The following is a 13,810-nucleotide window of genomic DNA, read 5'->3' as shown; positions in this document are numbered from 1 at the left end:
CTGCAGAGAGACGAAACTAGCGAGCGAACATCAAGGCGCGCTTGACCTCTTGGATCGCCTGGGTCACCTGGATGCCACGCGGGCAGGCGTCGGTGCAGTTGAAGGTGGTCCGGCAGCGCCACACCCCGTCGACGTCGTTGAGGATGTCCAGGCGCTCGGCGGCGCCCTCGTCACGGCTGTCGAAGATGAACCGGTGCGCGTTGACGATCGCGGCCGGGCCGAAGTACGAGCCCTCGTTCCAGAACACCGGGCAACTGGTGGTGCAGCACGCGCACAGGATGCACTTGGTGGTGTCGTCGTAGCGGGCGCGGTCGGTCTGGCTCTGGATCCGTTCCCTGGTGGGCGGGTTGCCGCTGGTGATCAGGAACGGTTTGACGGCCCGGAACGCGTCGAAGAACGGCTCCATGTCGACGACGAGATCCTTCTCCACCGGCAGGCCGCGGATCGGCTCGATGGTGATGGTGAGCTGCTTGCCCGGCTTCTTTGGCAGCAGATCACGCATCAGCACCTTGCACGCCAGCCGGTTCACGCCGTTGATCCGCATGGCGTCCGAACCGCACACCCCGTGTGCGCAGGAGCGCCGGAAGGTCAGCGTCCCGTCCAGGTACCACTTGACGTAGTGCAGCAGGTTGAGCAGCCGGTCCGACGGCAGGCAGGGCACGCGGAAGCTCTGGAAGCCGGCGGCGTCCGGGTTCTCCGGGTTGAACCGGGCGATCTTCAGGGTCACCATCACCGCGCCCTCGGGCACGGGAGGCAGGTCGGGGCCGCCGGTTTCGGGCTTGTCGAGTGTGGGTGCGCTCACTGGTCTGTCTCCTCTTCGCGCAAGCGGCTCATCAGTACTTCCGCTCCATCGGCTCGTACCGGGTCTGGACCACGGGCTTGTAGTCCAGCCGGATGTCGGACAGCAGCTCGGTGCCCTCTTTGTAGGCCATGGTGTGCCGCATGTAGTTGGTGTCGTCGCGGTTGGGGTAGTCCTCGCGCGCGTGGCCGCCGCGGGACTCCTTGCGGTTGAGCGCGCCGACCACGGTGACCTCGGCCAGCTCCAGCAGGAAGCCCAGCTCGATGGCTTCCAGCAGATCGCTGTTGTAGCGCTTGCCCTTGTCCTGCACCGTGATTCGCGCGTAGCGCTCCTTGAGGGCGTGGATGTCGGTGAGCGCCTGCTTCAGCGTCTCCTCGGTGCGGAACACCGCGGCGTTGTTGTCCATCGACTGCTGTAGCGCGGTACGGATGTCGGCGACGCGCTCGTTGCCGTGCTCGGAGAGGATGTCGCCGACCCAGCCGACCACCATGTCGGCCGGATTCTCCGGCAGGTCGACGTGGTTGTGGTTGTTGGCGTATTCCGCGGCGGCGATACCGGCGCGGCGGCCGAACACGTTGATGTCCAGCAGCGAGTTGGTGCCCAGCCGGTTGGAGCCGTGCACCGACACGCACGCACACTCACCGGCGGCGTACAGACCCGGCACGATCGTGTTGTTGTCGCGCAGCACCTGGCCGTGCACGTTGGTCGGGATACCGCCCATGACGTAGTGGCAGGTCGGGTACACCGGTACCAGTTCGGTCACCGGGTCCACGCCGAGGTAGGTGCGGGCGAATTCGGTGATGTCGGGGAGCTTGGCCTCCAGCACGTCCTCGCCGAGGTGGCGCACGTCGATGTAGACGTAGTCCTTGTTCGGTCCGGCGCCGCGGCCTTCGAGCACCTCGAGCACCATCGAGCGGGCGACGATATCGCGCGGGGCGAGGTCGACGATGGTCGGTGCGTAGCGCTCCATGAAGCGTTCGCCCTCACCGTTGAGCAGTCGCCCGCCCTCGCCGCGGACGGCCTCGGAGATCAGGATGCCCAGGCCGGCCAGACCCGTCGGGTGGAACTGGTGGAACTCCATGTCCTCCAAGGGAAGTCCCTTGCGGAAGATGATGCCCAGGCCGTCGCCGGTCAGTGTGTGCGCGTTGGAGGTGGTCTTGTACATCCGGCCCGAACCGCCGGTGGCGAAGACGATCGCCTTGGCATGGAAGACGTGGATGTCGCCGGTGGCCAGTTCGTAGGCGATGACTCCGGTGGCGACCGGGCCGCCGGGGGTCTCGGTGAGCGAGATGTCCAGTGCGTAGAACTCGTTGAAGAATTCGACATCGTGCTTGACGCAGTTTTGGTACAGCGTCTGCAGGATCATGTGCCCGGTGCGGTCGGCGGCGTAGCAGGCGCGGCGTACTGGTGCCTTGCCATGGTCTCGGGTGTGCCCGCCGAACCGGCGCTGGTCGATGCGGCCTTCGGGGGTCCGGTTGAACGGCATCCCCATCTTCTCGAGGTCATAGACGGCGTCGATGGCCTCTTTGCACATGATCTCGACGGCGTCCTGGTCGGCGAGGTAGTCGCCGCCCTTGACGGTGTCGAAGGTGTGCCACTCCCAGTTGTCCTCTTCGACGTTGGCCAGCGCGGCGCACATGCCGCCCTGGGCGGCGCCGGTGTGGCTGCGGGTCGGGTACAGCTTGGTCAGTACGGCGGTGCGGGCACGGGGGCCGGCTTCCACCGCGGCGCGCATTCCGGCGCCGCCGGCGCCGACGATCACGACGTCGTAGCGGTGTTCAACAATCATTTCCTACAACTCCAGCTCAAGAGATGTTCGCGTCGAACGTCAGCAGCACGTAGGTGCCCAGCACCAGGGTGAACAGCATCGACAGGGCCAGCAGGGTGTTCAGCCAGAACTTGGTCGAATCCTTGCGGGCGTAGTCGGCGATGATGGTGCGCATGCCGTTGCCGCCGTGCAGTTGGGCCAGCCACAGCAGCAGCAGATCCCAGGTCTGCCAGAACGGTGAGGCCCAGCGCTGCGCGACGTAGTTGAAATCGATCCGGTACACGCCGTTCTGCCACATCAGCATGATGAACAGGTGGCCCAGCGCCAGGAACACCAGGACGATGCCCGAGAAGCGCATGAACAGCCAGGCGTACTTCTCGAAGTTGGGCATGCCGCCGGGTCGGCGCGGGGCGCGCGGATTGTCCAGACCGGCGGGCCGGTCGTAGCTGCGCTGCATGACCGGTGCCGGCCCGCCACGCTCGCTCAGGTGGTCGTAGGGATTTTCGCCACTCATAGGAAACGCTCCGCCATGTGCATGCCGAGGACACCCAGGGAGGGGATCATCACGGCCAACCAGATTCCGGCAATTACCCACAGCATCAGCCGCTGGTAGCGCGGGCCGTGCTGCCAGAAGTCGATGAGGATCACCCGGATGCCGTTGAGTGCGTGGTACAGCACCGCCGCGACCAGACCGACCTCCATGAGGCCGACGATCGGCGTCTTGTACGTCTCGATGACTTCGTTGTAGGCCTGCGGGCTCACGCGCACCAGCGCGGTGTCGAGCACGTGGACGAACAGGAAGAAGAAAATGGTGGCACCCGTGATGCGGTGCAATACCCAGGACCACATGCCTGGGTCGCCGCGGTACAGGGTGCGGCGACGTCCCGGTTTTGATCGCGGTGCCGGTGTATCGGAATCCGCAGCCGTCGCTGTGCTCATAAGGGTGTCCTCCAACGCCATCGGTGGACGTCCGGGGACAAGGCTGTAATTCGTCCCCAAACCTCGGGGCGACTCTAAACCCAAATCGAACCGACTTAGAACTAGCGTGGAGCCCAAAGAGGCCGTTCTACCACAAAGTTAGGGTTACCTACATTGGTTGTCGCCGTCGGATGCCCGGCCTTCGGAATGCATTCAGATCAGCGTGCGCGGAGTGTGTCATGAGTGTCGATATCGACTGGAAATTGTTGCGAGACAACGCAATCGAAGCATCACGGGGTGCATATGCGCCGTATTCCGGATTTCCGGTCGGAGCTGCCGCGTTGGTCGACGACGACAGAATCATCCGCGGATGCAATGTGGAGAATGTCTCATATGGCCTAGGTCTCTGTGCTGAGTGCGCTGTGGTCTGCGTCCTGTTTTCCGGCGGCGGCGGACGGCTGGTCGCGCTCAGTTGCGTGGCCGCCGACGGCGCCCCGTTGATGCCCTGTGGACGATGCCGTCAGGTGCTCTTCGAGCACGGCGGACCCGATCTGCTGATCGACCACCCCGACGGTCCGCGCCGGCTCGCCGACCTGCTGCCCGACGCCTTCGGGCCGGCCGATCTGGAGCGCGCATGAATCTCGATGCTCCTCATCACGGGTCGCATCTCGATGCTCCGTCGGTCATCCGGGTCAAGCGCGACGGCGGCGTCCTGTCCGACGACGCCATCGACTGGGTGATCGACGGCTACACCCACGGTCGCGTCGCCGACGAACAGATGTCGGCGCTTCTCATGGCGATCTTCCTGCGCGGCATGACACCCGGCGAGATCACCCGCTGGACCGCCGCCATGGTGGCCTCCGGTGACCGGTTCGACTTCACCGATCTGGGCCTGCCGCTGGTGGACAAACACTCCACCGGCGGGGTGGGCGACAAGATCACCATCCCACTGGTACCGGTGGTACTGGCTTGTGGCGCAGCGGTTCCGCAAGCCGCGGGCCGCGGCCTCGGGCACACCGGCGGCACCCTCGACAAACTCGAGGCCATCGCCGGCTTCACCCCGGAGCTGTCCAAAGAGCAGATCAGGCAACAGCTTTGCGACGTCGGGGCGGCCATCTTCGCCGCGGGCGATCTCGCCCCGGCCGACCGCTTGATCTACGCGCTGCGTGACGTCACCGCCACCACCGAATCGCTGCCGCTGATCGCCAGTTCGGTGATGAGCAAGAAGCTGGCCGAGGGAGCGCAATCTCTGGTACTGGATGTCAAGGCCGGCCGCGGCGCCTTCCTCAAGACCGAAGCCGAGTCCCGCGAGCTGGCGGCCACCATGGTGGCGCTGGGCAACTCCTACGGCGTCCCGACCCGGGCGCTGCTCACCGACATGAACCGCCCACTGGGCCGCACCGTCGGCAACTCGTTGGAGGTCGCCGAGTCGCTGGAGGTCCTGGCCGGCGGCGGCCCGCCCGACGTGGTCGAGCTGACCCTGGCACTCGCGACCGACATGCTCGACGCCGCCGGGGTCGACGGCGTGGACCCCGCCCAGACCCTGCGCGACGGGACGGCGATGGACCGGTTCCGCCGGCTCGTCGCCGCCCAGGGCGGGGACCTGAGCCAGCCGCTGCCCCTCGGTGCGCACACCGAAACCGTCACCGCGTCCGGCGGCGGGGTGATGGGCGATATCGATGCCATGGCGGTGGCGATGGCCGCGTGGCGGCTCGGGGCGGGGCGCGCCGCACCCGGGCAGCCGGTCCAGCTCGGTGCCGGGGTGCGCATCCATCGCCGGCCCGGTGAACCCGTCGCCGCGGGCGAGACGGTGTTCACCCTCTACACCGAAACACCCGAGCGGCTGCCCGCGGCGCTGGCCGAACTCGACGGCGGGTGGAGCGTCGGTGACAGCGTGCCGGAGCTCGGCCCCTTGGTGATCGACCGCATCGGGTAGGCGAACACCTGATGTCGGCGCGGGCGATCTGCGCGCCTGCGCCGCCACGGGCGAGCAAGATGGACGGATGAGTACGCCGCTGACCCTCGACCTGATCGAACAAGCCCCCAAAGCGCTGCTGCACGACCACCTGGACGGCGGGCTACGCCCGGCCACGGTGCTCGAGCTGGCGGATCAATTCGGGTACGACGAGCTGCCGGCCACCGAGGTCGACGAGCTCGCGACGTTCTTCCGCACCGCCGCGCACAGCGGGTCGCTGGTGCGCTACCTCGAACCGTTCGCGCACACCGTCGGCGTGATGCAGACCCCGGAGGCCCTGCACCGGGTGGCCTACGAGGCCGTCGAGGACCTCGCCGAGGACAACGTCGTGTACGCCGAGGTCCGGTTCGCCCCCGAACTGCACATCGACCGCGGTCTGTCGCTGGATGCCGTCGTCGACGCGGTGCTCGGCGGATTCGCCGACGGCGAGAAGGCCGCCGCCGCGGCCGGCCGCACCATCGTGGTGCGCTGCCTGGTCACCGCCATGCGCCATGCCGCACGGTCTCGGGAGATCGCCGAGCTGGCCATCCGGTTCCGCGATCAGGGCGTCGTCGGCTTCGACATCGCCGGCGCCGAGGCCGGCTACCCGCCCAGCCGGCACCTGGACGCGTTCGAGTACATGCGAAGCAACAACGCGCGCTTCACCATTCACGCCGGTGAGGCCTTCGGCCTGCCGTCCATCCACGAGGCCATCGCGTTCTGCGGTGCCGACCGGCTCGGCCACGGGGTGCGCATCGTCGACGACATCACGGTCGGCCCCGACGGAGCGGTGCGGCTGGGCCGGCTGGCGGCGATCCTGCGGGACAAGCGCATTCCGCTGGAACTGTGCCCGAGCTCCAACGTGCAGACCGGAGCGGTGGCCAGCATCGCCGAGCATCCGTTCGACCTGCTGGCCCGCACCCGGTTCCGGGTCACCGTCAACACCGACAACCGGCTGATGAGCGACACCACCATGAGCCAGGAGATGCTGCGGCTGGTCGAGGCCTTCGGCTACGGCTGGAGCGACCTGGAACGCTTCACCATCAACGCGATGAAGTCCTCGTTCCTGCCGTTCGACGAGCGGCTGGCCCTCATCGACGGCGTGATCAAACCGCGGTACGCGGTCCTGATCGGCTGATCGGAGGCTGGTCGGCGGCCGCCGTGTGGTGCAGCAGCGCCGGAACGAAGACGTCCCAGAGTGGCTCGGGCAGGTCGTGCCCGGCGCCTTCCAGAACCAGCAGCGCCGCACCGGGAATGGCGTCGCGCAGTGCCAGCCCGTGGGGCAGCGGGCACAGCGGGTCGCGGTCGCCGTGCACCACCAGTGTGGGTGCGGTGATCCGGGCGAAGTCCCGCGACGCCCCGTCGAAGCTCATCGCGTAGTGATTGCCGAGGGCGGCCGCGTTGTCGCGGGTGCGCGCGACGTCACGCTCGACCAGGGTGCGCGTGGCGGGCTCGTCGAAGAACGGCGACCCGCCCGCGCACGCCTTCGCCGACGCGACGATGTGGTCCACCACCGCGGCGAGGTCGGTGGGGTCCGGGTCGGCCGGGAACTGCGCCGACGACGGGGGCAGCCCGTCCGCTCCGGTGGAGGTGGAGACGAAGGTCAACGATGCGACCCGGTCGGGGTGGTCCACGCCGAGGATGAGCCCGATCCCGCCGGACATCGACCGGCAGACCACGTGCGCGCGCCGGATGCCCAGGGCATCCAGGATGCCGACCGCGTCGTCGGCCAGGTCGGTGTACGCGTAACCCGGCCGACCCGGCGGGTAACTGGTGGACCGCCCGGTGTCCCGGTTGTCGTACCGGATCACGAACCGGTGGCCGTGGGCCAGCCGTTCGCACAACCGCGCGTCCCACCACAGCATCGAGGCGCTCGCGCCGTCGATGAGCAGGACCGCCGGATGCGCGGGGTCCCCGAAGGTCTCGATACACAGTTCGGCGTCGCCGATCGGGACCAGCCGCTCGCCGTGGGACAGCCGACCGGTCACGCCGGACCGCTCAGCACGGCACGTAAGGTGTCCGCGAATTCACCTGGAGCACCGATGAATCCGCCGTGATCGCCGGGGAAGATCACCGGCTCCCGGTGCAGCAGCGCGGCCAGCGCCCGGGTGGTGGTGTCGGTGAGCAGGTGGCCGGACTGCGCGCCGAGCCCGACGACGATCCGCGCGGGCCCCGCGGTCAGCGCCGCGATATCGGGCACGTACCGGGTGGTGTCACGCAGCTCGCGATCGAAGAACCGGGCCGAATCGGCGAGCTGCTGGGCCCGCTGCTCGGGCGTCGGCTCCGGGCCCGGCGGCGGGCCCGCGTCTGGGGCTTCGAGGTCGAAGCCGGCGTTGGCCATGAACGCCAGCCACGCCGCCTCGACCCCGTCCCGGTGGAACGTCGCGATGATCTCCTCGGTCGCCGCGCGCTGCCGGTCGGCATCGGGCAGCAGCTCCAACAACGGTGGCTCGTGGGCCACCAGGGTCCGCACCCGGCCGGGGTGCCGGGCCGCCAGGGCCAGCCCCGTCACCGCACCGCCACTGGACCCGAACACGTCCGCGGATCCGGCGTCCAGCGCGTCCAGGATGGCGGCCACGTCGTCGGCGCGTAGCTCCGGTGTCGCGTCCTGCTCGGGGTCGTCGATGGAGCTGCGGCCCAGCCCCCGCGGGTCATAGGTGACGACGGTGTGGTCGGCGGCCATGGCGTGCGCCAGGGGCAGGAACTCCGCGGCGGTCATCGGCGAACCGATCGCCAGCAGCAGCGGCCCGGACCCGCGCACCTCGTAGTGCAGGCGGGCGCCGGGGACGTCGAGTGAGCGGCAGATGAGTCCGTCGGTGATGGTCATGCCGGTATGGACCGGGCGCCACCGCGAAACTCATCGGTGATCACTCGTGGCGCAACCGAGATTCGACGAAGCTCTCCAGCTCTTCCCACTGCTCCACGGCCTTGGCATACGGTGCGGCCGGTTTGGCGACACTGCCCGGCTCGATCAGGTAGGACACCAGCGCGCCGAGTGGCTGCGTGCTCTCCAGCGTCTTGGCGACGATGGTGTCCTCGGCGTAATCGCCGACGTCCCTGAGGAATTCGACGGCCAGCTCCAGCTGGTCGCGGTCCACGGCATCGGGGCCGTCGGCGATGTCGTCGGCCAGCCCGGACAGCACGTAGATGTTGTCATCGGTGACGTCCACCCGCAGCGACCCGTCGGTGGCCGCGGTCCGGATGATCTCGTAGGCGCTGTAGCCGGACAGGTCGCTCTCGTGCTCGTCGGCCAGGTAGCGGGCCAGCGCCCGTTCGGAGCTGAACACGCTGATGCGTCCGTTGCGGCCGAGGAACTTCGGGTCGTCGCCGACGTAGCAGCGCAGCGTGTACAGGGTGCCGCCGCTGGTCATGATGCGCACCGGGTCGATACCGACCTGCGTCCAGAAGTCCTCGTCGCCGCCGAGCACCTGGCGGGCCGCCTCGGCCTCCAGCGCGTCGCTCTCCTCGTCGGTGTCCACCTCGCCCTCGATGACGACATCGTCGTCGGCACCGACCGCGAGGTCGTCCTCGTCGGGCTCGGGTGCCGGCTCGTCGAGTTCCTGCTGCGCCTTGGCGGATTCGGCGGCGTCGACCTCCGGCGTGCTGACGAGTCCGTCGATCACGTCGATGACGGAGTCCCACGAGCGTCCGATGACGGTCTCGATCTCGGCCCAGCGCTTACGGCCGGCGCGGCCGGCGAAGGCGTCCAGTCCGCCGCCGATGGTGCCCAGCACCGGGTTGCCGTTGAACAGCTTGGTGATGACGGGCAGGTCGCACACCGATCCGATGGCCGAGACGATCACCAATGCCCGGCGCACCGCCTCGACGGACTCTTCGGAGGGTTTGTCGGCCACCAGGGCCGGCACCTCCACGAGGTCGTACAGATGGGCGTCGTCGGGGTCCAGCCGGTGCGCGTTGGCCTGGGTGAGCTTCTCCCAGGCCGGGTGGTCGGTGAGGTCGTTGTCGGAGTTGGTCCGCACGAATGCGGTCAGGTCCGCCACCGATTCGAAGGCGAACAGGTCCTCGTCCTTGCCGAGGAAGGCCTCCCATTCGTCGCCGGCGTCGCGCCAGCGAGGTGCCCAGAGGGTGTACAGGTCGCCATTGGTCAGTCCGAGCCGGACCGGCACGATGTCAGCCGCCATGGCGCACAGCGTAACGATGCAGGCGCAGCGCCCGGGTGCCACACCCGTTGTTCACGCCGTCGGGCGCCAGAAGCCCTGAAAGTCCTGCCCGGCGTTGGTGGTGCGGATGGGGGAGAGCTGCACCGGATCGCCCGCCTCGATCATCGTGCCGTTGCCGACGATCATGGCGACGTGGCCGTCCCACACCGCCAGGTCGCCGGGGCGCAGCGATCCGGCGTCTACGGCGGCACCGATGTCCTGCTCCTGGGCCAGCCGGGGGATGTCCAAGCCCGCCTCGCGGTAGGCCCACTGCGTCAGCCCGCTGCAGTCCAGCCCGACGCCGGGGGTGGTGCCACCCCAGTCGTACGGCACCCCCAACTGGGTCAGTGCGTGCCGCACGGCGCTGGCCGCGACGGCGTTCGGTGCGGTGGCGGTGCTGCCGTCGGGCAACCGGACGGCCACCCCGGAACCGAAGGCGGCCGGGTCGCCGACGACGGCGCCGCGCCGCCGGTCGGCGGGCGTGGCCCGTTCGAGCGCCCCGCCCAGCCCGCCGGCCAGCGCTGGTGCCAGCCCGGCCCCGAGCGCCCCGGCTCCGGTCGGCAGCCCCGGGAAGGCGGCCGGGGCCGCGCCGGACAAGCCGGCCGGTGCGGGTGGGACCGCCGCGCGGGGCGCGGCCTCGATGGTGGCGGCGTGGCCGTCCAACTCGGCGCGCAGACCGTCGACCACGTCGGTGGCGCGCCGCTGGGCATGCCGAGCCTGCGCGGCCAGCTCCTCGGCCACGCCGGGGTCGTCCAGCAGTGGTTCCAACTCGGCGGCGTGGGCTTCGAAGTCGGCGATGATGTCCTGTAGCCGGGCGCGGGCCGCCGCGATCGCGTCCGCGGCCGCGCCGACCCGCTCGGCGAGCGACCCGACCCGCTCGGCCAGCATGTGCACGGCCACGGCGACCTGGTCGGTGGACCGCGCCGCCGCGGCGCCGGCGTCCCCGGACCACTCGGCGTCGTGCCAGGCGCGGGAGGTGCCGGCGGCCAGCTCGTCGAGCCGGTCCCTGGCGTGCTCGAGCAGCGCAGACGGATGTTGCGCCGACCAGCCCGGCCCGACCTGTGCGGCCAGCTGGTGCAGGGGTGCGGCCAGCGTGGCGACCAGCGCGCTGGGCATGGTCAGCCGCCGAGGGCCGAGATCGCTTGCCCGACATGATGTTCGGTGTCCCGGTAGGACACCGCGATGCGTCCGGCGGTCTGTTCGGCGAGCCCCAGTTGGCTACCGAGTTCGGTGACCGCCCGCGTGGTGTCGGCCACCGCTTCGCGCAGCGCCGCGACCAGGGCGTCGGCGACCGGGCCGAACAGTACGGGGGCCGAGTCGGTGACGGCGGGCAGTGCGGCGGCCAGCGCGCCGAGTTCGGCGGCGATGCCGCCCAGGGCGAAGCCGGTGCGTTCGATGGCGGCGGTGTCGGCGTGCATGTGGGTTATGACGCACGCGGGGCGGCGGCGGTTCCACCCGAATCCGGCGGGTGGCCGAGTGCCTCGCCTACCGCGCCGCTCGATCGGTGTCCGGCTAGTCTTTCGCCCCATGGATGTCCAGGTCGTCGATCACCCCCTGGCCGCTGCGCGGCTCACCACACTGCGCGACGAACGCACCGACAACGCGGGGTTCCGGTCGGCGTTACGCGACCTCACCCTGATGCTGGTGTACGAGGCGACCAGGGACGCCCCTTCCGAAGAGCTGCGGGTTCGCACCCCGATGGCCGAGACGGCCGGTTCCCGGTTGGCCAACCCGCCGCTGTTGGTGCCCGTGCTGCGGGCCGGCCTGGGCATGGTGGACCAGGCCCACGCCCTGATCCCGGAGGCACAGGTCGGGTTCGTCGGCGTCGCCCGCGACGAGCGCACGCATCAGCCGACGCCCTATCTGGCGTCGCTGCCCGAGGACCTGAGCACCCGTGCGGTGTTCGTGCTGGACCCGATGTTGGCCACCGGCGGCTCGATGGCGCACACGCTGACCCTGCTGCAGCAGCGCGGCGCCACCGACATCACCGCCATCTGCGTGGTGTGTGCCCCGGAAGGGATTGCGGCACTGGAGCGCGCCGCCCCCGGTATCCGGCTGGTGACGGCCACCGTGGACGAGGGGCTCAACGAGATCGCCTATATCGTGCCCGGTCTCGGCGACGCCGGTGACCGGCAGTTCGGGCCGCGCTGAGGTTTCACCAGGCCTGCGCGGCGTCCACCAGTTCGGTGCACAGCGCGACGGCCGCGGCGCGTGCCCCGGTCAGATCGTCGGTGGGTGGTCGCCGCACCTCGATATAGGACTTCAACTTCGGTTCGGTGCCCGACGGGCGGATCACCACCCGGATCCCGGCGCCGGTGAACACCAGCGCATCGGTGTGCTGCTGGCCGCGCCGCTGCCCGAGATCGTCCACGGTGACCGGGATACCGGCAAGCGCGGCAGGGGGATTCGCCCGTAAGGCGGCCATCGCGGCGGCCGCATCGTCGACGCGGCGGGTCACCGCGGCCGTCTCGTGCACACCGTGGCGCCGCGCCAGGTCGTCGAGCGCGTCGAGCAGGGTGCGGCCCTGGATGCCCAAGGTGGCCACCAGATCGCACACCAGTACCGCGGCGCTGATGCCGTCCTTGTCGCGCACCGCTTCCGGGTCGACGCAGTGCCCGATCGCCTCCTCGTAGGCGTAGACCAGCGTGGCGCCCGGGGCGGTGGCCCGTGCCAGCCACTTGAATCCGGTCAGGGTCTCGGCATGCCGTGCGCCGTGGCCGGCGGCGATCGAGGCCAGCATCCGTGAGGACACCACCGTGCTGGCCACCAGCGCGCTCGCCGGGTCGGCGATTCCCGCCAACAGATATTCACCCAGCAGCCAACCGGTTTCGTTGCCGGTGAGCATGCGCCAGCCGTCGGGTCCCGGCACGCCGACGGCGCACCTGTCGGCGTCGGGGTCCAGCGCGATCGCGACGTCGGCACCGATGTCGGCGGCCAATGCCAGTAGCAGGTCCGCGGCACCGGGTTCTTCCGGATTGGGGAACGCGACGGTGGGGAAGTCCGGGTCGGGGGCGAACTGTGCCTCGACCACCTGCACATCGTCGAAGCCGGCCAACGCCAATGCGTCCAGCGCGAATTCGCCGCCCACACCGTGCATGGGGGTCAGTGCCACCCGGGCCGTGCCGGAGCCGCGCCGCACCGTGGCCACCCGCTCCAGGTACGCGGTGAACACATCGGTGCCGTGCGGCTGGACCGATCGGCGGGCGATGTCGTGCGGGGCGCGGGCCATCGCGGCCTCGATCTCCCGGTCGGTCGGCGAGATGATCTGCAGCCCGCCGTCGAGATACACCTTGTAGCCGTTGTCGTTCGGCGGGTTGTGCGATGCGGTGATCTGCACACCCGCCGCCGCGCGCAGCTGACGTACCGCGAACGCCAGCACCGGGGTCGGCGCGGGCTGCGGCAGCAAGACGACGGGGAAGCCCTCGGCGGCAAGCACTTCGGCGGTCGCGATGGCGAACTCGTCGGAGTGGTGGCGGGCATCGCGGCCGACCACCACCGTCGACCCGCCCAGGCTGGGGGTACTGCCCGCTCGCGGGCAACGGTCGGTGAGGACCTGGGCCAACGCCCAGGTTGCCCGGGTCACCGTGCCGACGTTCATGGCATCGGCACCGTCGCGCATCGGGCCGCGCAGGCCGGCGGTGCCGAAGGTCAGGGTCGGTGCCGCTGGGCGCTCGCCAGTCATGCGCTGATTGTGCCCGCTCCCGCCGAGTCCGCGTCGGCCAGCTTGCGCAGCACCGGGGCCACCAGCATGAGCAGGTCGAATTCCAGGTCGGTCAGGGTGTCGCGCATGGTGGCGTGCAGCCAGGCGTCGCGCTCGGCGCGGTCGGCCTCCAGCAGCGCCAGGCCGGCGGGGGTGAGCTCGATCAGCTGGCGCCGGCGGTCGTGCTGATCGGGCCGGCGTGCGGCGAGCCCGCGACCGACCAGGTCGTTGATGCCGTCGGTCAGCGACTGCACCCGCACATGGAGCCGGGCGCCCAACTCGGCCGGGGTGGTGGAGCCGGCGCGGCTCACCTCGCCGAGCAGTTCCAGCTGGCTCAGGGTGAGCCCGTTGTCGGGGCGGTGCCGGCGCATCTGGCGGGTGACCGCCATCATCGATTCCCGCAGCTCGGTGGCGGCCGAGGTGTCATTGTGAACCATATAACAAGTATAACCTTGGTATTTGAGATCCGTCACTCAGGTTGAATGTCGATAAAGACAAGTTCATACTTGAT

General features: G+C 69.7%; 15 protein-coding genes. 4 read left to right on the top strand and 11 right to left on the bottom strand.

What is annotated here, in order from left to right:
- Positions 1-16: 16 nt before the first annotated feature.
- The 4 genes from AWB94_RS08195 to sdhC are packed head-to-tail and all read right to left on the bottom strand — an operon-like array spanning position 17 to position 3,506.
- Positions 17-802, bottom strand: coding sequence for a succinate dehydrogenase iron-sulfur subunit (locus AWB94_RS08195; protein ID WP_062659801.1), 786 nt, complete (start codon positions 800-802; stop codon positions 17-19).
- Positions 803-833: 31 nt separating this feature from the next.
- Entirely contained in the window at positions 834-2,588 is a 1,755-nt protein-coding gene (sdhA, locus tag AWB94_RS08190; protein ID WP_062659800.1) for a succinate dehydrogenase flavoprotein subunit, read from the bottom strand.
- A gap of 16 nt (positions 2,589-2,604) precedes the next feature.
- Positions 2,605-3,081, bottom strand: coding sequence for a succinate dehydrogenase hydrophobic membrane anchor subunit (locus AWB94_RS08185; RefSeq protein ID WP_062659799.1), 477 nt, complete (start codon positions 3,079-3,081; stop codon positions 2,605-2,607).
- Positions 3,078-3,506, bottom strand: a complete 429-nt coding sequence (gene sdhC, locus AWB94_RS08180) for a succinate dehydrogenase, cytochrome b556 subunit (protein WP_082132523.1) — start codon at positions 3,504-3,506, stop codon at positions 3,078-3,080. Before sdhC ends, AWB94_RS08185 begins: the two co-directional genes overlap by 4 nt.
- Before the next feature lie 218 nt (positions 3,507-3,724).
- On the opposite strand from sdhC, the gene AWB94_RS08175 reads away from it, so the two are divergent.
- The 3 genes from AWB94_RS08175 to AWB94_RS08165 all read left to right on the top strand — a co-directional run bounded on the left by AWB94_RS08175 (position 3,725) and on the right by AWB94_RS08165 (position 6,577).
- Positions 3,725-4,123, top strand: coding sequence for a cytidine deaminase (locus AWB94_RS08175; protein ID WP_062659798.1), 399 nt, complete (start codon positions 3,725-3,727; stop codon positions 4,121-4,123).
- Positions 4,120-5,421, top strand: a complete 1,302-nt coding sequence (locus AWB94_RS08170; RefSeq protein ID WP_084395513.1) for a thymidine phosphorylase — start codon at positions 4,120-4,122, stop codon at positions 5,419-5,421. The genes AWB94_RS08175 and AWB94_RS08170 overlap by 4 nt, the downstream gene beginning before the upstream one ends.
- A gap of 67 nt (positions 5,422-5,488) precedes the next feature.
- A complete protein-coding gene (locus AWB94_RS08165) occupies positions 5,489-6,577 on the top strand; it encodes an adenosine deaminase (RefSeq protein WP_062659797.1) in 1,089 nt (362 codons plus the stop codon).
- On the opposite strand, the gene AWB94_RS08160 is transcribed toward AWB94_RS08165, so the two are convergent.
- Genes AWB94_RS08160 through AWB94_RS08140 form a run of 5 tightly spaced genes read right to left on the bottom strand, consistent with a single transcriptional unit; the run spans position 6,546 to position 11,017 of the window.
- Entirely contained in the window at positions 6,546-7,427 is an 882-nt protein-coding gene (locus AWB94_RS08160; protein WP_062659796.1) for an alpha/beta fold hydrolase, read from the bottom strand. The genes AWB94_RS08165 and AWB94_RS08160 overlap by 32 nt on opposite strands.
- Positions 7,424-8,266: an alpha/beta fold hydrolase gene (locus tag AWB94_RS08155; RefSeq protein ID WP_062659795.1), complete on the bottom strand. Its 843-nt coding sequence runs from the start codon at positions 8,264-8,266 to the stop codon at positions 7,424-7,426. Before AWB94_RS08155 ends, AWB94_RS08160 begins: the two co-directional genes overlap by 4 nt.
- A gap of 40 nt (positions 8,267-8,306) precedes the next feature.
- The gene (satS, locus tag AWB94_RS08150; protein ID WP_062659794.1) at positions 8,307-9,581 is read right to left on the bottom strand and encodes a protein export chaperone SatS; all 1,275 of its coding nucleotides are present in this window, start codon (positions 9,579-9,581) and stop codon (positions 8,307-8,309) included.
- A 51-nt stretch (positions 9,582-9,632) separates the two neighbouring features.
- Entirely contained in the window at positions 9,633-10,715 is a 1,083-nt protein-coding gene (locus tag AWB94_RS08145) for a C40 family peptidase (RefSeq protein WP_062659793.1), read from the bottom strand.
- A 2-nt stretch (positions 10,716-10,717) separates the two neighbouring features.
- Positions 10,718-11,017 carry a hypothetical protein gene (locus tag AWB94_RS08140; RefSeq protein WP_062659792.1) on the bottom strand — a complete coding sequence of 100 codons (300 nt, stop codon included), beginning with the start codon at positions 11,015-11,017 and terminating at the stop codon, positions 10,718-10,720.
- 109 nt (positions 11,018-11,126) lie between these two features.
- On the opposite strand from AWB94_RS08140, the gene upp reads away from it, so the two are divergent.
- Complete coding sequence (upp, locus tag AWB94_RS08135; protein ID WP_062659791.1) at positions 11,127-11,750, top strand: uracil phosphoribosyltransferase; 624 nt, start codon at positions 11,127-11,129, stop codon at positions 11,748-11,750.
- 4 nt (positions 11,751-11,754) lie between these two features.
- On the opposite strand, the gene AWB94_RS08130 is transcribed toward upp, so the two are convergent.
- Positions 11,755-13,281, bottom strand: a complete 1,527-nt coding sequence (locus AWB94_RS08130; RefSeq protein WP_062659790.1) for a phospho-sugar mutase — start codon at positions 13,279-13,281, stop codon at positions 11,755-11,757.
- Complete coding sequence (locus AWB94_RS08125) at positions 13,278-13,736, bottom strand: MarR family winged helix-turn-helix transcriptional regulator (protein WP_062659789.1); 459 nt, start codon at positions 13,734-13,736, stop codon at positions 13,278-13,280. The genes AWB94_RS08130 and AWB94_RS08125 overlap by 4 nt, the downstream gene beginning before the upstream one ends.
- Positions 13,737-13,810 lie beyond the last annotated feature (74 nt).

This window comes from Mycolicibacterium canariasense (assembly GCF_002101555.1).
Lineage (GTDB): Bacteria > Actinomycetota > Actinomycetes > Mycobacteriales > Mycobacteriaceae > Mycobacterium > Mycobacterium canariasense.
This window is presented reverse-complemented; position numbering and strand designations above follow the sequence as displayed.